The organism is Pseudomonas sp. LBUM1676 (assembly GCF_059695605.1).
Genome location: NZ_CP166777.1, coordinates 3143206 through 3162996, shown reverse-complemented (window position 1 = coordinate 3162996; position 19791 = coordinate 3143206). Strand labels below are relative to the sequence as shown.

Sequence of the window (19791 nt, the reverse complement as noted above, 5' to 3'; positions counted from 1 at the left end):
GGGCACACGAGCCACTGTAGCCGTCGTTGCCGAAGGTTTTTCAATACGGGTAGTTTGTTCCCGATGCTATCTCGCAACTCGCGCTGCCGAATGCGTCCTTGCCCTTTTGACGAATGAGGCTGGGTCGCCGATCAATACGCGGAGACGAGCATGAACTTTTCGACAAGGATGCCCAAGTACCGTTACGGCGCCTGCGCTGTTTCAATCTGGCTGTGCATCGGCGCACCACAGACCGCCCACGGCAGCTGCACGCTGACCCCCACCGCCGGTAACGACAACTACGTGTGTGACAGTGCCAGCAGCGGGCCATTGACCGACCTGTCGGGCAATAACAGTCTGACCTTCCCCGCCAATGGCAGCGGCACGGTCAATGGCAACGTGACCTTCGGCGCCGGCAATGACAGCGTGCAGATGAATTCCGGCACCCTCGCCGGCACCCTCAATCAGGGCGACGGTGCCGACACGTTGACCATCGGTGCCGGTCAGATCACCGGGGCTGTCAGTCAGGGCAATGGCGTCGACGATTTCAGCATGACTGGCGGCACCCTGCAGTCCCTCGCCCAGGGCGACAACCGCGACTTCTTCCGGATGACCGGCGGCACCATCGTTGGTGCTTTCGAGGATGGCGACACGGCGACAATGACCGGCGGCAGCATTGGCCGGGTCGACATGAAACTCGATGACAATCTGTTCGATCTCTCCGGCGGGCAGATACTGGGCAACCTGGTGACCGGGTTCGGCACCGACACGATTATCGTCTCCGGCGGGCGGATCGGCGGCAACGTGTCTGTCAGCGGCGGCAACGACCGCATCACGGTGACGGGGGGCGAAATCGTTGGTGAGATACGCGCCAGTGCCGGTGACGATACGCTGCTCTGGGACGGCGGCGGGATCATTCGGCTGGCCATCCTCATGGGTGAAGACCATGACAGCGCAACCTTGCGCAATCTCGGTGAAAGCACTCTCGCCCTCACCCCGACCCTCGATGGCGGCAATGGCAATGACCTGCTGACCTTCGATCGGACCACCTCGGCGGGCAGCGATCGTTACATCAACTGGGAAACCGTCAACCTCAATAACGGCTCGCGCCTGGACCTGGACAGCACTTTACGGTTGGGGGACAGTGCCAGCGGTACGGGCGTGTTCACGATCGACGCCAGCAGCACACTGACCTCGGCCCAGGGCAGCATCACGCCTTTCACCGCTGGCCAGCGCGCAACCTTGAACAACGCCGGGGTGATCGACTTGAGCAGCGGCAATACCCGCACCGGCGACACTCTGACGGTTCAAGGCAATTACGCGGGCAACGGCGGTCAACTTTTCTTGCAAAGTGCGTTGGGTAATGACAATTCCCCCAGCGACAAACTGGTGGTCAGCGACGGGACATTGACGGGCAATACCCTGATTTCTGTCGCTAACCTCGGAGGCGCAGGTGCCCTGACGCGCCAGAACGGCATCCAGGTGATAGAGGCTCAGGGCGCTGCCGTCAGTAATAATGACGCCTTCGCACTCAAGGGCCAGGTGTCGGTCGGAGCTTTCGACTACCGCCTGTTCAAAGGGGGGGTGACCGCTGGCAGTGAAAACAGTTGGTACCTGCGTTCGGCGGTTGTCGCGCCAGCGGTGACCACCGTTCCCAATCCTGAACCGGGCTTGCCGCCCATCACGGTGCCGGTGGTTGCCACACCGGTTGCGGCTCTCGCGCCGCTCGGCAGCCCCGAACTGCCAGCGTTGCCAGCCGCCGTGCCCGGTGCCGCACCGATTGCCCTGTATCGTCCGGAAGTCCCGACGTGGTCCGTGTTGCCGCCAGCGGCCGCACAGTTGACCCTGGCGGCCCTGGGCACCTTCCATGATCGTCAGGGCGATCAGCGCCTGCTCACTGAAACCGGCGCCCTGGCTGCTGGCTGGGGCCGGGTCTACGGCAAGCACTTCGACCAGACCTGGGCCGGTACCGTGACGCCACGGCTCGACGGTTCGCTCAACGGCTTTCAGGTCGGCAATGACCTGTTCGGTTCCCAACTGGCGGGAGGGCAAACCTGGCGCACGGGTTTCTTCGTTGGCCACAACCGCCTGAAGGGCGATGTCGACGGCTTCAACCAGGGCTTCGAAGGCAAGCGCGCGGGCGAGGTAGAGCTGGAGGGTGAAAGCCTCGGCCTGTACTGGACGCTGGCCGATCCCGTCGGCGGTTACCTGGACGCGGTGGCGATGTACAGCTGGCTCGACGGTGACAACCATTCCGAACGGGGCCTCACACTCGACAACGAGGGCCATGTCCTGACCCTTTCGGCAGAAGCCGGTTACCCGTTCGCGGTAGCGGACGACTGGGTGGTGGAACCTCAGGCACAGTTGATTTACCAGAAAGTCTCACTCGACAGCCAGGATGACGGCATTTCGCACGTGTCATTCGACTCCAACGCCGCCTGGACCGGTCGACTCGGGGCGCGCCTCGAGGGTCGCTACACCGTCGGTGGCCGGCCATTGGAACCTTACTTGCGCGCCAACCTGTGGCACACGTTGTCGGGAACCGACAGCGTCACGTTTGACCACGCCGATCAAATCGACACCGAGCAGCAATCGACGCAGGCCGATATTGGCGTCGGGGCCGTGCTAAATCTTGCCCCATCGGTCAGCGTTTATGCCGGTGTCGACTACAGCAGCAATATCGACAGCAACCAGCGACGTTCCGTGTCCGGCAATCTGGGCCTGAGGATGCGCTGGTAATGCGAGTGCAAACGCTTTAGCCCGCAGCTTTTTTGACGATTTGACCAACAAACAAGCGGTTAGAGATGCGCCATAAATCAGTCACTTAAAATCACTAAAATACCAATACCGCTTATCGGCCAAATTCTTGACGCAAGGTCAACGGTCTTCTTAGCTACACGTTACTACCCCCGGAAACATACCAGGGGCAAACCTCCAGGCACCCGCGACAACGGGCCGCCAAAGGTTTGCCCAACCCATTCGGTCGCCCCTCAATCGGGGTAGGAGAGAGACGCCCAAGCGAGATAAGGCATGCTATTGCAAGGTAGACCTCCATGAAAAAATCACTGACCCCACAAGAGATCAAAGTCACGTTTTGCACCGTGTCCAGTTCTCTCCTGCTGTGTTCATCCATGGAAGTCCAAGCCTCGCCTGCCGAGCCAATAAGCCCACCCTGGTATGACCAGGCGCTTGCCACGCCCAGCTTGCCCGCCTCGGCTGTTACCTATTCCGCATACTTGAACCCCCATCCTGACCTGCGAGGTGCGCGTCTCACTATCGAAGACGCCGCCCCTTCGGCGTGGGATCAGCTCTACGGGCAGGCATCGCGGCAGGCACAAACCGATTATCTGGCCCAGGGTTCTTCCATCCCGGGCGCCAACGAACTCAAAGGCCCGGCGATCCTCACCCTGCAAAGTGGCAGCGGCCATACCCAGCGGGTCGGGCTGATCGGCGGCACGAGCCAGTTCCAGGGCAATAGCACCGGTTTGCTGACCAGTCGCGCCCTTGCCGATCCCCAGACCGACACCCTCAACCTGCAAGGCGAGAGCCTCGGCGCCTACTGGAGTCTGACCGGTCCCCAAGGCTGGCACGTCGACTTGAGTGCCAGTGGCGGCCGCGTCAACGGCTACAGCCTTAACGGCCAGGGCGCCCGGCAAGCGACCGAAGGCAGCGCGGTGACGCTGTCGGTAGAAGGTGGTTTCCCGATCGGCCTGGGCGAAAACTGGGTGGTTGAACCCCAGGCACAACTGATCAATCAACGGATCACCCTGGACACCCCCAATGCGGAATCGAGGAACGCCTCGTCCAACGACCTGACCTCCTGGAGCGGTCGGGTCGGTGCCAAGTTGAAAGGCAGTTACGACATCAATGGCCTGCCCCTTGAACCTTATGTGCGGACCAACTTGTGGCACACGGTGTACACCGGCAATGCGGTGACCCTGGATCAAGTCGACAAGATCAGCAGCAGTCGCTATTCCTCGACGGTCGAAGTGGGTTTGGGGCTGGTGGCCAGGGTGACGCCCGCGGTGAGTCTGTACGTCAGCGCCGATTACAGCAGTGATGTGGATGACAATGATCTGAACGGGTTGATCGGGAGTCTGGGGGTGCGGATGCGGTGGTGAGTGTTTGACCCGAGGGAATGCAGTGTTTGAGCTGACGCCTTCGTCGGAACGCCGCCCGGAGCAAGCCCGCTCCCACATTGGTTTTGTGTACGACATCAATCCAATGTGAGAGCGGGCTTGCTCCGGGCGGCGTTCCGACGAAGGGCGCGACGCGGTGTTAGATCAACCCTCCGGCCGCAACATCAGCACCGCCAACGGTGGCAAGTTCAGCACCAGCGACAATGCCTGCCCATGGCTTGGCTCTTCGTCGGTAAACGCCCCGCCGCTATTGCCATAGTTGGAGCCGGCATAAGTCGCCGCATCGCTGTTGATCACCTCGGTCCAGCGCCCGGCAAACGGCACACCGATGCGATAAGCCTCGCGCGGCACCGGCGTGAAGTTGGCCACCACCAGCACCGGCCGCCCGTCCTTGCTCCAGCGCATGAAAGCGTAGACGCTGTTGACCGCGTCATCCCCGATCAACCACTGGAAGCCTTGCGGTGCATCGTCCTGGTCATGCAGCGCCGGCTCCTCGCGATACAGCCGATTGAGATCGCCGACCAGTTTCTGCACGCCCTTGTGTTCCGAGTACTGCAGCAGGTACCAATCCAGCTGCTGGTCGTGGTTCCACTCGCGCCACTGGCCGAACTCGCAGCCCATGAACAGCAGCTTCTTGCCCGGATGCGCCCACATGAAACTCAGGTACGCCCGCAGGTTGGCGAATTTCTGCCAGCGGTCACCGGGCATCTTGTCGATCAGCGAATGCTTGCCATGCACTACCTCATCGTGGGAGATCGGCAGGATGAAGCGTTCGGACCAGGCATACACCAGGCCGAAACTCAGTTCGTTGTGGTGATGGGCGCGGTACACCGGGTCCTGCTGGATGTAATGCAGCGAATCGTGCATCCAGCCCATGTTCCATTTGTAGTCGAAACCCAGTCCGCCCTGTTGGGTGGTCTGGCTGACACCGGGCCACGCTGTGGATTCTTCGGCGATCACCAGGGCACCGGGGGCTTCGAGGTCGACCACATCATTGAGATGACGCAGGAAGTCGATGGCTTCGAGATTTTCCCGGCCGCCATGGCGGTTAGGTACCCACTCGCCAGCCTTGCGCGAGTAATCGCGATACAGCATCGAAGCCACGGCATCGACCCGCAGGCCATCGACGTGGAAATGCTTGAGCCAGTGCAGCGCCGAAGCCAGCATGTAGCCGTGCACTTCGGTGCGGCCCAGGTTGTAGATCAGCGTGTCCCAATCCTGGTGGAACCCTTCCTGCGGGTTGCCGTATTCGTACAGCGCGGTGCCGTCGAACTGCGCCAGGCCGTGGGTATCGGTCGGGAAATGCGCTGGCACCCAGTCCAGGATCACGCCGATCTCCGCCTGGTGACAGGCATTGACGAACGCGGCGAAATCTTCCGGCGAGCCGTATCGGGCGCTCGGGGCGAACTGCGACAGCAGTTGATAACCCCATGAGCCACCGAACGGATGCTCCATGATCGGCATCAGTTCGATATGCGTGAAGCCCAGTTCCTTCACATACGGAATCAGGCGCTCGGCCAATTCGTGCCAGGTGTATTGGCGGGCGACTTCGCCCAGATCATCCAGCTCGCACTGCCAGGAACCGACGTGTAGTTCGTAGATCGACAGCGGCGCACTCGGCCGATGACGGTCGCCACGCGATTGCATCCAGTCGTGATCCTGCCAGTCGACATTCAGCGGTGAAGCGACTTTTGAGGCGGTGTCCGGAGGCAGCGAGGTGGCCAGGGCCATCGGGTCGGCCTTGAGCGGCAGAATGCCTTGGCTGCCAAGGATTTCGTATTTGTAGGCCTCCCCCGCTTGCATGCGCGGGATGAAGACTTCCCAGACGCCGGTGGGATGACGCAGACGCATCGGATGCCGGCGACCGTCCCAGTTGTTGAAGTCACCGACCACCGACACCCGCTTGGCATTCGGTGCCCACACGGCGAAGCGCACGCCGTCGACGCCGTCGACGGTTTTCAGTTGCGCCCCCAGGCAAGCGCTGAGGTCGCGGTGGTTACCCTCGGCGAACAGGTACAAGTCCATCTCGCCGAGCAACGGGCCAAAGCTGTAAGGGTCTTCGGACAGTTGTTCGCCGCCGGCCCAACGGGTTCGCAGCAGGTACGGTTGCGCCCGATCGAAGTGCCCGACAAACAACCCGGGCGTCTGAGTGGCCTCGAGGTTGCCGAGTTCCTCCCCGGAGTCCTTGGCCACTACCTGCACGCTCAAGGCGTCCGGCAGATAGGCCCGAATGAATTGCCCACCGGCGCCATCGCCGTGGGGGCCGAGAATTGCAAAGGGGTCATGATGCTCGGCACGTACCAGAGCATCGATATCCCGTGCCTTGGGCAACAGCGCTTCTTTAGCGTGACCCTGTTCCCTGTTCGAGAAACTCATGACTACTCTCCATCAAAATCGGAAAAGGGTTTAAGCCCACTCAATAGCCCATACAAACCGTGCAACGGCACGGGCAACCATGTGGGGCGATTTTCAGCCTCATACGCCACCTCATAAGCCGCCTTCTCCAGACCGAACAACGCCAGCGCGGCGTCCTCGCCTTCCGGATCTTGCCATGCATGAGCAAGACTAGCTGCCGCCAGCCGATAAGCGTCGACAAATGCTTGTCGCGCTTCATTTAAATAGCGCTCGGCGACGCGCTGGCGAGCGGCTTGGGCCACCTCGGTGTTGTCGACGTTATGCACGTTGATCGTCATCGCCGCAGCGTAGTCGAAAGAACGCAACACTCCGCTGACGTCTTTATAGGGGCTGTGCTTGCCACGACGTTCGTGCAGCGGCCGCGCCGGCTCGCCTTCGAAGTCGATCAGGTACGCGTCCCCCTTGATCACCAGCACTTGCCCAAGATGCAAGTCACCGTGAACGCGGATCCGCAAGCCACCGACGGCCTTTTTGCCCAATTCCTGGACGTGGCTGAGAATGGCTTTTTGGTTGTCCAGTAAGCGGCTGACCAGGGTTTTGTCCGCCGAGTTCAGTTCGCCTTGATGCTGCTTGAGCAACTTCAGGGCGTTTTCCAGTTGCGCCGCCACATCCTTGGCCGACGCCAGCGCCTCCTTCTGGGTGGTGACTTGCGGCGCAAAGTCCGGATTGTCGGTCGGTGCCGCCAGCACCTTGTGCATTTCCCCCAGACGCTGGCCGAGCATGCCTGCGAAGTCCCTCAGCTCGCCGAGGGCGTTGTAATGCTGCTCCTGCTCGGACATGGCGTCGGCCAGTTCATCGCGCAACGCCCGTTCCAGGTTGTTCTGCGTCCATTCCCAGGCATCGCCCTGATTGCTCAGGTAACCCTGGGCGATCATCAACAGATTGTCTTCGCCCGCCGAATCGCGGCGAATCACCGCGCCCAGCAGTGGCGAAATATTGGCGAAACCGGCTTCGGTCAGGTACGCGCTCATTTCCAGTTCCGGGTGCACACCCGAGGCGACTTTGCGGATCAGCTTGAGCACCATGCTGCTGCCGACCACCACCGAGCTGTTGGACTGCTCGGCGGACAGGTAGCGCACCTCCGGCTCAGCCGTGAGGCCCAGCTTGGCCAATTCGTCGGTGGCTTCGAAACGGATCTCGCCGCCATCCGAAGGCAGCAGGGTGTTGTTCTGCATGCCCTGCAACACCGCCCGGATGAAGTTTTCCAGCGCGAACGCATCAGTGATCAAACCGACCTGAGGTCCACGTCGTACCCGGGACAGTGCCAGTTGCTGCGGCAACGCGGGCCCGACATGATCATCGGCAATGAAGCCGAACGGCAATTGGTAACGGCTGGTCTGTCCGCCACTGGTGACTTCGATTTCACTCAGCAGCACGGGATGCTGCGCATCACCGAAGCGTACACCGTAAGCCAGGTGGACCTTCTCGATGGCCGCATCCTTGCCCGCGAACCAGCGGCGGTTTTGCAACCAGTTTGGCAAAATGCCCTGCTCCAGCGTGCCACGGGACGGCGCTTCGAGCAGTTCTTCCAGGCGTTTCTTCAACACCAGCGTCGTGAAGTCCGGGAGGCTTTGCGCCGGTTCTACGTGCCAGCTGGGCATTTGATTCTCCGCTGCGAGTCCGAACCAATAAAAACCGTAAGGCGCCAGGGTCAGCAGGAAATTCAACTGACCGATCGGCGGGAAGGCGTTACCACCAAGCATCTCCACCGGCACCATGCCGGCGTAGGCGGACAGGTCCAGTTCAGCCGCTTGTGCACTGCGCGATACGTTGGCGACACACAGGATGATTTCGTACTTGCCATCGGGCCCGGTGTATTCACGGGTGTACGCCAGAATCCGGCGGTTGCTCGGCGAGAGCATTTTCAGCGTGCCGCGACCGAAGGCCTTGGATTGCTTGCGCACGGCGAGCATGCGCCGCGTCCAGTTCAGCAGCGAATGCGGGTCACCGGCCTGGGTTTCCACATTGACCGACAGGTAACCGTACAGCGGGTCCATGATCGGCGGCAGCACCAGGCTCGCCGGATCGGCCCGGGAGAAACCGCCGTTACGGTCGATGGACCACTGCATCGGCGTGCGCACGCCGTCGCGGTCGCCGAGGTAGATGTTGTCACCCATGCCGATTTCATCGCCGTAATACAGGGTCGGCGTGCCAGGCATCGACAACAGCAGACTGTTGAGCAATTCGACACGGCGGCGGTCGCGCTCCATCAATGGCGCCAGGCGGCGGCGGATGCCCAGGTTGATCCGAGCCCGACGGTCGGCCGCGTAGTAATTCCACAGGTAATCGCGTTCCTTGTCAGTGACCATTTCCAGCGTCAGTTCATCGTGGTTGCGCAGGAAAATCGCCCACTGGCAGTTGGCCGGAATTTCCGGGGTCTGACGCAGGATGTCGGTGATCGGGAACCGGTCTTCCTGGGCCAGCGCCATGTACATGCGCGGCATCAGCGGGAAGTGGAACGCCATGTGGCACTCATCGCCATTCAAGCCCTTGGCGTCGGTGTCGCCGAAGTACAGCTGGGTGTCTTCGGGCCATTGGTTGGCCTCGGCCAGCAGCATGCGGTCCGGGTAGTTGGCGTCGATTTCGGCACGGATCTGCTTGAGGACGTCGTGGGTCTCGGGCAGGTTTTCGTTGTTGGTGCCGTCACGTTCGATCAGGTACGGAATCGCATCCAGGCGCAAACCATCGATACCCATGTCGAGCCAGTAACGCATGACCGACAGCACGGCCTTCATGACTTGCGGATTATCGAAGTTCAGATCCGGCTGGTGAGAGTAGAACCGGTGCCAGAAGTACTGGCCGGCCACGGGATCCCAGGTCCAGTTGGACTTCTCGGTGTCGAGAAAAATGATGCGGGTGCCGTCGTACTTATGATCGTCATCGGACCAGACGTAGAAATCCCGCGCCGCCGAACCTTTCTTCGCCTTGCGCGCACGCTGGAACCAGGCGTGCTGATCCGAGGTGTGGTTGATGACCAGCTCGGTAATGACCCGCAGGCCACGCTTGTGCGCTTCTGCAATGAACCGCTTGGCATCGGCCATGGTGCCGTAATCGGAATGCACGCCACGGTATTCGGCAATGTCGTAGCCGTCGTCGCGCCGTGGTGAGGGATAGAAGGGCAACAGCCAGATGGTATTGACGCCCAGATCGGCAATGTAATCGAGTTTGGCGATAAGCCCGGGAAAGTCGCCGATACCGTCATTGTTGGAGTCGAAAAACGATTTGACGTGAACCTGGTAGATCACTGCATCCTTGTACCACAGCGGATCCTTGATAAAGGTGGCAGCCTTGGGTTTCTTCGCCATTTGAAACTCCTGTTGAATACAAAATAACCACTGAGCCGGGCGCCAATCCGAGGAGTGGTCGTTGCCTGTGGCGAGGGAGCTTGCTCCCGTCGGCCGATCCGCGCCCGGGCGAAGCAGTCGTAGAATCTGTCAATCGGGTGCAGCTGAAGAAAACAGGGCCGCTGCGCGCCTCAGCGGGAGCAAGCTCCCTCGCCACAAAAGCTCGTCTCCCTCTGAAGCGCAGTGCACCTCAAACAGTGGTCGTGAATCGCCAGATCCCGAACGGCAGATGCGCCGGGTCGATGCGCATGAACTGGTACTTGCCGTGCCAGGTCCAGCGATGGCCGCTCATCAGGTCTTCGCCCTGGCTGCTGGCGTCGTCGGGCAAGCCCATTTCCCACAGCGGCAGTTCGAAATTCGCTTCCTGGACGTTATGCGGATCAAGGCTCACCGCCACCAGAATGAAATTGCTGCCGTCGGCACTGCGTTTGCCGAAATACAGAATGTTGTCATTCCAGGCGTTGTAGACCTTCAGCCCCAGATGCGTTTGCAACGCCGGGTTCTGCCGGCGAATCCGGTTGAGCTGGGCGATCTCGGCAATGATGTTGCCCGGCGCATTGAAATCCCGTGGACGGATTTCATATTTCTCGGAGTTGAGGTATTCCTCCTTGCCCGGCACCGGTGCCGACTCACAGAGCTCGAACCCCGAATACATGCCCCACAGCCCCGAACCCATGGTCGCCAGCGCCGCACGGATCAGAAAACCGGCGCGTCCGGACTCATGCAGGAACGCCGGGTTGATGTCCGGGGTATTGACGAAGAAATTCGGGCGGTAGCACTCGCGCCATGGCGATTCGTTGAGTTCGGTGAAATAGGCCGCCAGTTCAGCCTTGGTATTACGCCAGGTGAAATAGGTGTAGCTCTGGGTGTAACCGACCTTGCCCAGGCGCGCCATCATCGCCGGGGTGGTAAAGGCTTCGGCGAGGAAGATCACTTCCGGGTGCAACGCCCGCACATCGGCGATCAGCCATTGCCAGAACGGCAATGGTTTGGTGTGAGGGTTGTCGACGCGAAAGATCTTCACGCCCTCCTCGACCCAGCCGACCACGATGTCGCGCAATTCGACCCACAGGCTGGGAATCGCATCGGTGGCATAGAAGTCAACGTTGACGATGTCCTGGTATTTCTTCGGCGGGTTTTCAGCGTATTTGATCGTGCCGTCCGGCCGCCAGTTGAACCAGCCCGGGTGCTGTTCAAGCCACGGGTGGTCCTGGGAACACTGGATGGCGAAGTCCAAGGCAATTTCCAGCCCATGATCAGCCGCTGCCGCCACCAGCCGGCGGAAGTCTTCGCGGGTGCCCAGTTCCGAATGAATAGCCTCATGCCCGCCCTCTTCGCTGCCGATGGCATAAGGGCTGCCCGGATCATTCGGCCCGGCGGTAAGGGAATTGTTCGGCCCCTTGCGGTAACTGCGACCGATCGGGTGGATCGGCGGGAAGTACAGCACGTCGAAGCCCATGTCCTGAATCATCGGCAGCCGCGAATGCACATCATTGAAGGTGCCGTGGCGGGCCGGGTCATCGGTGATCGAGCGTGGAAACAATTCATACCAGCTGGCGAATTGCGCCAGTTGGCGCTCGACGTCCAGTGGATACTCGGGACTGAGGCTCAGGTAGGCGCGGTGATCGGCCTGGGCCATCAACTCGGCACTGCGCTGGTGCATGAACAGTGCGACCTGCTCGATTTCGAGCAGCCCGGACAACGCATGGTGCAGCGCCGCCAGGTCTTCGCTCAACTGGCCTTCCGAGCGCTCCGCCGCTTGCTGGACCTGATTGCGCCCTTCCTGCAATTCAAGGCTGATGGGCACGCCCGCCAGATGCTTTTTCTCAAGCTCATAGCGGAAACTGGCGAACTGATCGATCCAGGCTTCGATGCAAAACACATAACGGCCCTGCTCCACCACGTGGAACTGGCCCTGCCAGCCATTATTGCCCAGGCTGACCATGACCTCGCTCTGCCAGATCTCCTCGCCATCGGCACGCCAGCGCACCCGCACGGCCAGTTGATCGTGGCCATCGGCAAATACTTTGCTGGTCACCACCACGTCCTGCCCCGCCACGGCTTTGACGGCAAACTGCCCGCCATCGAGGGTCGGCATGGTGTTTTCGATCGCGATGCGCGGCAGCAGTAGCGCCTGCGACAGCGGCATATGCGGGTTGTAGTTGAGCTCTGTCGGTTTTTCGGCAGTCATCGAGCATCTCTCCTTTACGCCCCATGGACGCTCTTGTGCTGGGTCGCCATTCGCGCAAGGCCGTCGGCCCCGGAATGAACTCGCTTAGGTTCCGAGCGACGGGCGCGGGTAAAAGTTCACGGGGATTTGCCTGAGTCTTCGGGGGAATCAATTCCTGCGTGCGACGGTCAACCTACTTAAGCACGTCCTACGCCATGTGCCACAAGGAGGCTTCAAAGATGGTTATTCCCGTCCCGGCCAAAACACCCGATCCGAACATCGATAACCCGACCATTCCGCCCACCGAGCCGCAACCGGTGCCTGAGCAGGAGCCACCGGGCACCACCCCGCCGCCGCGGGAAGACCCACCGGAGACGATGCCGCCGGTGATTGTCACGCCCGAGTAAAAGCCCGGCGCATTGATCGTTCCCACGCGAGTGGCGAGGGAACGATCTGCTGCGCTAGGGCTTATCCTCGTCACCGTTTTTATCAAGCAGGTTCACGATCTTCGGCATCACACCCAGGATTATCAAGGCCAGCAAGGTACTGAGCACCGCCGTCGCCTCGCGCCCCATCCCGGCTGAAACCCCGATGGCCGCGGTCATCCACAAGCCGGCGGCGGTGGTCAGGCCCCTGACGTGGCCTTCCTCGCCCTCCTGGTTTTTCAAGATGGTCCCGGCGCCAAGAAAGCCGATCCCGGCGATGACGCCCTGCACCACCCGGCTCATGGCGTCGGCCTGGGAGCCGGACATCTGCGGCACCAGCACAAACAGCGCCGCCCCCAGCGCCACCAGCATGTGGGTGCGCACCCCGGCGGCCTTGCCTTTCTGTTCGCGCTCGAAACCGAGAATCCCCCCCAACAGCGCAGCCATCAGCAGGCGCACGGTGATGCGGGTCAGCTGCGACGCATCCGTGATGTCGGCAAACTCTGCTTGCAGGGTCACCCAAACCTCATGCCACCAGGCGTTCATGCGCAGTCCTTGTAGTGATTGAGTTGCTCGATAGTGGATGGACCGCGGCGACCATTAATCGGTTGCACAGAACGATGTCCGCCCAAAACGTCCTAACAGTTTAGAACCCGCCAAAAAAGGACACCCGACATGACGGTACGCATCGAAAACCAGACCTGCTTCTTTACTACCGAGAACGGCGAAGAAATTCGTCTGTGTCCCGACGTCACCATCATTACTGACCCTGAGAAGGCCATGTCGGCGGTGGACATCAATGGTCAGCACATCTACATCACCGAAGCAGAAGCTGATGCATTGACCGTAGCAGGTGCCGTGGACGGACGTAGGCATTTGAAGGCCACTGACAGTGATTCGGTGATTTGACTGACCCGTATCAACAACAGCGTCCGGCGCCTGATATAGGCGCCAGCATCGCGCTGCGACAGGTGCTTCAACTTGTCGCAGTCCGGGGCTTGCAGCCCATCTGATCCGCTTTTTATTGCAATAGCTGAGTCTGTTATGCAAAAAGATCGGCGCTCATAGTGCTCACGCCTGATGGAGGCTGATGAGCGAAAGACCATGAGCGATAGAATCCCCGTCCGAACCCTGGAAAGCGTCCCGCCAGTACAAAGCTACGAGCCTTCGCGTCCAAAGACGAAGGCCAGGTCCAGCGACAACCTGATCCACACCCGCAGTTTCACCGGCCTGTTTCGCACGTTGCGCATGAGCGGCGCAGGGTTTCTGTTTCTGCTGTTCTTCGGCACCGTATGGTTGAACTGGGGTGGTCGCCAGGCCGTGCTCTGGGACCTTTCCGAAAGCAAGTTCCACATCTTCGGCGCGACCTTCTGGCCGCAGGATTTCATTTTGCTGTCGGCACTGCTGATCATCGCCGCCTTCGGTCTGTTTGCGATCACGGTGTTCGCCGGCAGAGTCTGGTGCGGTTACACCTGCCCCCAGAGCTCCTGGACCTGGATCTTCATGTGGTGCGAGAAGATCACCGAGGGCGAACGCAACCAGCGGATCAAGTTGCAGGCAGCACCCTGGGGCATGAACAAGCTACTGCGGCGCTCGGCCAAACACGGCTTGTGGCTGGCCATCAGCCTGCTGACCGGCCTGACCTTCGTCGGTTATTTCACGCCAATCCGGCCGCTGGCCGAAGAGTTGCTGACCTGGCAAATGGGCGGCGTCAGCCTGTTCTGGGTGTTGTTTTTCACCGGCGCCACTTACATCAACGCCGGCTGGCTGCGTGAAGCGGTGTGCATGCACATGTGCCCCTATGCGCGATTCCAGAGCGTGATGTTCGACAAGGACACCCTGACCATTTCCTACGACGTCGCCCGTGGCGAAAACCGTGGCCCGCGCAAACGTGAGGTAGCTCCGGCACAAGTCGGCCTCGGTGACTGCATCGACTGCCAGCTCTGCGTGCAGGTCTGCCCGACCGGGATCGACATCCGCGATGGTTTGCAAATGGAATGCATCGGATGTGCGGCGTGTATCGATGCCTGCGATTCGATCATGGACAAAATGGGCTATGCCCGAGGGCTGATCAGCTATACCTCGGAGCATGAGTTGCAGGGCGGCAAGACCCGGCTGCTGCGACCACGACTGATCGGTTACACCTCGGTGCTGCTGGTGATGATCGGCGCCCTCGCCCTGGCGTTGGTGGAGCGGCCGATGGTCTCGCTGGACGTGAGCAAGGACCGCGGCCTGTTCCGCGAGAACAGTCAGGGGCAGATTGAAAACATCTATAGCCTGAAGGTCATCAACAAGACCCAGCAACGTCAGGACTACCGCTTGACCCTGGTCGATGGCGAGGGCTTCCAGCTGCAAGGCAAGACCGCGCTGAGCCTGGCACCCGGCGAGATTGTCGATGTGCCGGTGTCGGTAGCGATGACCAGCGAACGTCCGGGCAGCGGCTCGCAGAGCATCAGTTTCAAGATTGTCGACAGTGATGAACCTGAAATATATAGCGTGGCCAAGAGCCGGTTTGTTGCGCCGATGAACCGGTGATCCCTTAGACTGCGGTGTTCTGTGGCGAGGGAGATTGCTCCCGCTGGGGTGCGAAGCGCCCCTGAAATTTTACGACTGCTGCGCAGCCGAGCGGGAGCAAGCTCCCTCGCCACAACAGCGTATCTCCTGAATACTTCAATCCAGGCACCCGATGAAACGCTACGAAAAATTCGCCGACGACATCGCTGAACTGATCCGCTCCGGCGTCCTCGGCCCCGGCCAGCGCGTCCCTTCGGTCCGTTACGCCAGCCAGACCTACGGCGTCAGCCCGTCCACGGTGTTCCAGGCCTATTACCTGCTCGAACGCCGCGGGCTGATCCGCGCCCGGCCGCGATCCGGCTACTTCGTCAATGCCCATGCACCGAGTCCGTTTTCCGAACCGGTGATCAGCAGCCAGGTCAGCGAATCCACCGAAGTCGACGTCAGCGAACTGGTGTTCTCGGTGCTCGACTCGATCAAGGACCCGAACACCGTGCCCTTCGGTTCGGCCTTCCCCAGCCCCGCCCTGTTCCCGTTGCAGCGCCTGTCGCGGTCCCTGGCCAGTGCCGCCCGGGACATGGACCCGCGCATGGTGGTCACCGACATGTCGCCGGGCAACCCGCAACTGCGTCGACAAATCGCCCTGCGCTACATGGTCGGCGGCCTGATGCTGCCCATGGAAGAGCTGCTGATCACCAACGGCGCGCTGGAGGCCTTGAACCTGTGCCTGCAAGCCGTCACCGAGCCCGGTGATCTGGTGGCTATCGAAGCGCCGGCGTTCTACGCCTGCCTGCAAGTGCTCGAACGCCTGAAGCTCAAGGCCGTGGAAATCCCCGTGCACCCGCGCGACGGCGTCGACCTTGGCGTATTGGCGCAAACCCTGGAGCGCCACCCGATCAAGGCTTGCTGGTGCATGACCAGTTTCCAGAATCCCATGGGCGCGACCATGCCCGAAGCCAAGAAACGCGAACTGGTGGAGCTGTTGCGCAGCCATCAGGTGCCGCTGATCGAGGACGACGTCTACGCCGAGCTCTATTTCGGCCAGCAAGCGCCAAAACCGGCCAAGGCTTTCGACACTGAAGGGCTGGTCATGCATTGCGGTTCCTTCGCCAAGAGCCTGGCCCCTGGCTACCGCATCGGCTGGGTCGCCGCCGGGCGCTACGCGCAGAAGATCGAACGGCTGAAACTCATGACCTCGCTCTGCGCTTCGATGCCGGCCCAGGCAGCCATTGCCGATTACCTGCAACACGGTGGCTATGACCGGCATCTGCGCAAATTGCGATATGCGCTGGAAGAACAGCAGAGCGCGATGCTCGCGGCCATCGCTCGCTATTTCCCGGCGCAAACCCGGGTCAGCCAGCCGGCCGGCGGCTACTTTTTGTGGCTGGAACTGCCGCCGCAGATGGATTCGTTGAAATTGTTCCAGATGGCATTGGCACAGGGGATCAGCATCGCGCCGGGACCGATCTTCTCACCGACCCAGCGCTTCAGGAATTGTATACGGTTGAATTATGGGAGCCCGTGGGATGAGGCTGCGGAAAAGGCGATGGAGACCTTGGGCAGGATTGTCAGGTCATTCTGAAAGCTTGATGTCGGTTGAACTGTCGTCTTCGCCGGCAAGCCGGTCTCGCTCCCACAGGGGTATGTGGTCAACTGTGGGAGCGAGACCGGCTTGCCGGCGAAGGGCGTCGGATCAGACCACGCTAATCTGAAACCTTAACGCCCACCTCCAAGATCGACAAAAGTCCCGGTCGCATACGACGCCTTATCCGACAACAGCCACACGATCGCCTCCGCCACTTCATCCGGCCGGCCGCCCCGCGCCATGGGGATCGCCGATTCCAGCTTGCTGACCCGGTCCGGATCGCCGCTCAGCGCATGGAAGTCGGTGTAGATGAATCCCGGGCGTACGGCGTTGACACGTATCCCCTCGCCCGCCACTTCCTTGGACAGGCCGATGGTAAAGCTGTCCAGCGCACCTTTGGACGCCGCGTAGTCCACGTACTCGTTGGGTGATCCCAGGCGCGAGGCGACCGAGGACACATTGACGATGCTGCCGCCCTGTCCGCCATGTTTGGGCGACATGCGCAGCAGCGCGTGCTTGGCGCAGAGGATCGGCGCCAGGACGTTGGTCTTGAGGGTTTTGAGGATGCGGAATTCGGACATTTCCTCGACCCGGGACTTTTGCCCTACCGTGCCGGCGTTGTTCACCAGCGCCGTGACCCTGCCCAGTTCGCTGTCCACCCGATGAAACAGGGCGATCACTTCGTCTTCGATGCTGACGTCGGCGCGTACCGCAATGGCTTGTGCACCGAGGGCACGGACTTGCTCCAGCACCGTTTGCGCAGCTTCTTCGTCGGCCTGATAGTTGATGCAGATCCGATAGCCCTGTCCGGCGGCCAACAAGGCAGTGGCGGCGCCTATGCCGCGGCTGCCGCCGGTGATGACGATGACTTTATCCATGCTGGCTTTCCCCCGTTTCACGCGTTAGCAGTCGGAGCCAAGAATAACCGCCATTCCCGGTTTCTGCATGAAATCCGAGGTGTGACCTGTGGCGAGGGAGCTTGCTCCCGCTGGAGTGCGAAGCGCTCCCATACTCAACCACAGCGGTCTGTCGGCAAGCCTGGCTAACGTGCTACGACTGCTTCGCAGCCGAACGGGAGCGAGCTCCCTCGCCACAAAAAGCTCCCTAACCTCAGAAGGCGTCAACCGGCGGCCAGTTGTTCCCCACGCAGAATATCCGCCATGAAGCGCTCCGCCGGCAGCGGATGGCCAAGCAGATAGCCTTGCAACGAGTCGCAGCCGAGTTTCGTCAGGAAGTCCTGTTGCACGCCGGTTTCCACGCCTTCGGCAACGATGCGCAAACCCAGCGCCTGGCCGAGGGCGACGATGGCCGAAACAATGGCGGCGTCGTCGCTGTCATGTTCCAGATCGCGGACAAACCCGCGGTCGATCTTCAGCTCATTGGCCGGCAGGCGCTTGAGGTACATCAAGCTCGAATAACCGGTGCCAAAGTCATCGATGGATAAATCGACGCCCATTTCCGACAATTGCTGAAGCACCGCCATGCTCACATCGGCGTCGTACATGGCCGTGGTTTCGGTGATTTCCAGGGTCAGGCTGTTGGCCGGCAACTGGTGCATGGCCAGGGCTCTGGCAACGCTCTGCACCAGCCCGACGTGGCAGAACTGCAAGGCCGACAGATTCACCGCGATGCGCCAGTCGGTGTAACCGAGCAGATACCACTCGCGCATTTGCCGGCAGGCTTCGTTGAGCACCCACTCGCCGATCGGAATGATCAGCCCGGTCTTCTCCGCCAGGTCGATGAATTTGTCCGGCGCCAACATGCCCTGGGTCGGGTGCTCCCAGCGCAGCAACGCTTCGGCGCCGATCGGGCGGCCATGGGCGGCATCGAACTTGGGCTGGTAATAGAGGCTGAACTGTTGTTGTTCCAGTGCATTGCGCAAGTCTTGCAACAGCTGCAGCTGCTTGCGCGCATTGCTGTTCATCGAGGCATCGAAGAAGCTGTAGCCGTTTTTGCCGGTGCCCTTGGCGTGGTACATCGCCGCGTCGGCGTTCATCAGCAACTCCTCGGCGGTCTTGCCATTGCCCGGATAGACGGCGATACCGACACTCGCGGAGATCTGCAGGTCATGGTCGGCAACCCGGAACGCGCGCGCAATCAATCCGACCTGGCGCGCCGCCAGGTTCAACACGTCATTCTCCTCGTTCAACTGGACCAGCAGCACGAACTCGTCACCACCGATCCGTGCCAGGGTGTCCTGGCTACGCAAATCCTCGCGCAACCGCAGGCCGACCGCTCGCAGCAACTGGTCGCCCATGTGATGGCCGAAGGCATCGTTGACCGGTTTGAAACCGTCCAGATCGATGAACATCAACGCAAAACACCCGCCCTGTTCCTGCACCCTCGACATCGCCTGATCAATGCGGTCAGCCAGCAATACCCGATTCGGCAGGCCGGTCAGGGTGTCATGCAGGGCCAACTGGGTCAGCTCGCGATTGGCTTCGGTCAGCGAGTGCGCAAGGCTGGCGGTGCGTGCCTCCATGCGGGCATCAAGCACCGACGTCAGCAAGGCAATGGTCAATATCGCCAGGGTGGTGATCAACACCAGATTGTCCAGGCCCTTGCCGTTCAGACCGTCGATCGCCGCGCCACAGAAACTGCCGTCGGCGAAGCGCGCCGCGGCCATGCCGGTGTAGTGCATGCCGACGATGGCGATCCCCATGATGACCGCCGCACCCCCACGGATCAGGATGACATAGGGGCTGTGCTGGCGCAGGCGGAAGGCGATCCATAACGCGACGCCGGACGCGCCGACCGCAATGAGCAGCGATGCGCCGAACAGCGTCGGGTCGTAATCGATGCCCGGCTGCATGCGCATGGCAGCCATGCCGGTGTAATGCATGGCACTGATCCCGGCGCCCATGACCAGCGCACCGAATGCCAGTTGCCAGCCAGGTAACCGCGCCTGACTGACCAGCCACAAGGCAAAGCCGCAGGACAGGATGCCGATCAGCAGCGACAGCAAGGTGAGTGTCACGTCGTAACCGAGATCGATGGGCAGCTTGAACGCGAGCATGCCGATAAAGTGCATCGACCATACGCCGATGCCCATGGCAAAGGCGCCGCCGGCGGTCCATAAATGTACGGCGCGACCTTTGGCGGTAGCGATGCGCTCGGTGAGGTCGAGCGCGGTGTAGGACGCGAGAATCGCTACACAGAGCGAGATGATAACCAGCGTGGGGGAATAGCTACCGATGAGCATGGGACTTCTCGCGACCGC

12 protein-coding genes are annotated in these 19791 nt (G+C 61.1%); 6 read left to right on the top strand and 6 right to left on the bottom strand.

Features of this window, described 5'->3' with window-relative positions:
- Nucleotides 1–150: 150 nt before the first annotated feature.
- Together ACA041_RS14735 and ACA041_RS14730 are read left to right on the top strand one after the other, a co-directional pair.
- Nucleotides 151–2718, top strand: a complete 2568-nt coding sequence (locus tag ACA041_RS14735) for an autotransporter family protein (RefSeq protein ID WP_497441780.1) — start codon at nt 151–153, stop codon at nt 2716–2718.
- Between the two features lie 314 nt (nt 2719–3032).
- Nucleotides 3033–4100: an autotransporter domain-containing protein gene (locus tag ACA041_RS14730; protein ID WP_497441779.1), complete on the top strand. Its 1068-nt coding sequence runs from the start codon at nt 3033–3035 to the stop codon at nt 4098–4100.
- Between the two features lie 162 nt (nt 4101–4262).
- Here ACA041_RS14730 and glgB read toward each other — a convergent pair whose 3' ends face one another.
- The 3 genes from glgB to ACA041_RS14715 all read right to left on the bottom strand — a co-directional run bounded on the left by glgB (nt 4263) and on the right by ACA041_RS14715 (nt 12068).
- A complete protein-coding gene (glgB, locus tag ACA041_RS14725; protein ID WP_497441778.1) occupies nt 4263–6494 on the bottom strand; it encodes a 1,4-alpha-glucan branching protein GlgB in 2232 nt (743 codons plus the stop codon).
- Between the two features lie 2 nt (nt 6495–6496).
- Nucleotides 6497–9838: a maltose alpha-D-glucosyltransferase gene (gene treS / locus ACA041_RS14720; RefSeq protein ID WP_497441777.1), complete on the bottom strand. Its 3342-nt coding sequence runs from the start codon at nt 9836–9838 to the stop codon at nt 6497–6499.
- 229 nt (nt 9839–10067) lie between these two features.
- Entirely contained in the window at nt 10068–12068 is a 2001-nt protein-coding gene (locus ACA041_RS14715) for an alpha-1,4-glucan--maltose-1-phosphate maltosyltransferase (RefSeq protein WP_497441776.1), read from the bottom strand.
- A 218-nt stretch (nt 12069–12286) separates the two neighbouring features.
- On the opposite strand from ACA041_RS14715, the gene ACA041_RS14710 reads away from it, so the two are divergent.
- Nucleotides 12287–12454 carry a hypothetical protein gene (locus ACA041_RS14710; protein WP_497441775.1) on the top strand — a complete coding sequence of 56 codons (168 nt, stop codon included), beginning with the start codon at nt 12287–12289 and terminating at the stop codon, nt 12452–12454.
- Nucleotides 12455–12508: 54 nt separating this feature from the next.
- On the opposite strand, the gene ACA041_RS14705 is transcribed toward ACA041_RS14710, so the two are convergent.
- Nucleotides 12509–13018 (bottom strand): MgtC/SapB family protein, encoded by a 510-nt coding sequence (locus ACA041_RS14705; RefSeq protein WP_497441774.1) that lies wholly within the window; start codon nt 13016–13018, stop codon nt 12509–12511.
- 129 nt (nt 13019–13147) lie between these two features.
- Between ACA041_RS14705 and ACA041_RS14700 the strand changes: the two genes are divergently transcribed.
- The 3 genes from ACA041_RS14700 (at nt 13148) to mapR (ending at nt 16568) form a co-directional block, all read left to right on the top strand.
- Entirely contained in the window at nt 13148–13381 is a 234-nt protein-coding gene (locus ACA041_RS14700) for a DUF3203 family protein (RefSeq protein WP_497441773.1), read from the top strand.
- A gap of 195 nt (nt 13382–13576) precedes the next feature.
- Nucleotides 13577–15007, top strand: a complete 1431-nt coding sequence (ccoG, locus tag ACA041_RS14695) for a cytochrome c oxidase accessory protein CcoG (RefSeq protein WP_497441772.1) — start codon at nt 13577–13579, stop codon at nt 15005–15007.
- 151 nt (nt 15008–15158) lie between these two features.
- Entirely contained in the window at nt 15159–16568 is a 1410-nt protein-coding gene (gene mapR / locus ACA041_RS14690) for a GntR family transcriptional regulator MpaR (RefSeq protein ID WP_497441771.1), read from the top strand.
- A gap of 134 nt (nt 16569–16702) precedes the next feature.
- Here mapR and ACA041_RS14685 read toward each other — a convergent pair whose 3' ends face one another.
- Both ACA041_RS14685 and ACA041_RS14680 read right to left on the bottom strand, forming a co-directional pair.
- Nucleotides 16703–17449 (bottom strand): SDR family oxidoreductase, encoded by a 747-nt coding sequence (locus ACA041_RS14685; RefSeq protein ID WP_497441770.1) that lies wholly within the window; start codon nt 17447–17449, stop codon nt 16703–16705.
- Between the two features lie 242 nt (nt 17450–17691).
- On the bottom strand, nt 17692–19773 hold the full coding sequence (locus ACA041_RS14680; RefSeq protein WP_497441769.1) for a putative bifunctional diguanylate cyclase/phosphodiesterase: 2082 nt from the start codon (nt 19771–19773) through the stop codon (nt 17692–17694).
- Nucleotides 19774–19791 lie beyond the last annotated feature (18 nt).

What these genes read in the sequence shown, in the direction of transcription:
- ACA041_RS14735 (WP_497441780.1), top strand. Translation starts at nt 151, where the DNA reads ATGAACTTTTCGACAAGGATGCCCAAGTACCGTTACGGCGCCTGCGCT.
- ACA041_RS14730 (WP_497441779.1), top strand. Translation starts at nt 3,033, where the DNA reads ATGAAAAAATCACTGACCCCACAAGAGATCAAAGTCACGTTTTGCACC.
- glgB (WP_497441778.1), bottom strand. Translation starts at nt 6,494, where the DNA reads ATGAGTTTCTCGAACAGGGAACAGGGTCACGCTAAAGAAGCGCTGTTG.
- treS (WP_497441777.1), bottom strand. Translation starts at nt 9,838, where the DNA reads ATGGCGAAGAAACCCAAGGCTGCCACCTTTATCAAGGATCCGCTGTGG.
- ACA041_RS14715 (WP_497441776.1), bottom strand. Translation starts at nt 12,068, where the DNA reads ATGACTGCCGAAAAACCGACAGAGCTCAACTACAACCCGCATATGCCG.
- ACA041_RS14710 (WP_497441775.1), top strand. Translation starts at nt 12,287, where the DNA reads ATGGTTATTCCCGTCCCGGCCAAAACACCCGATCCGAACATCGATAAC.
- ACA041_RS14705 (WP_497441774.1), bottom strand. Translation starts at nt 13,018, where the DNA reads ATGAACGCCTGGTGGCATGAGGTTTGGGTGACCCTGCAAGCAGAGTTT.
- ACA041_RS14700 (WP_497441773.1), top strand. Translation starts at nt 13,148, where the DNA reads ATGACGGTACGCATCGAAAACCAGACCTGCTTCTTTACTACCGAGAAC.
- ccoG (WP_497441772.1), top strand. Translation starts at nt 13,577, where the DNA reads ATGAGCGATAGAATCCCCGTCCGAACCCTGGAAAGCGTCCCGCCAGTA.
- mapR (WP_497441771.1), top strand. Translation starts at nt 15,159, where the DNA reads ATGAAACGCTACGAAAAATTCGCCGACGACATCGCTGAACTGATCCGC.
- ACA041_RS14685 (WP_497441770.1), bottom strand. Translation starts at nt 17,449, where the DNA reads ATGGATAAAGTCATCGTCATCACCGGCGGCAGCCGCGGCATAGGCGCC.
- ACA041_RS14680 (WP_497441769.1), bottom strand. Translation starts at nt 19,773, where the DNA reads ATGCTCATCGGTAGCTATTCCCCCACGCTGGTTATCATCTCGCTCTGT.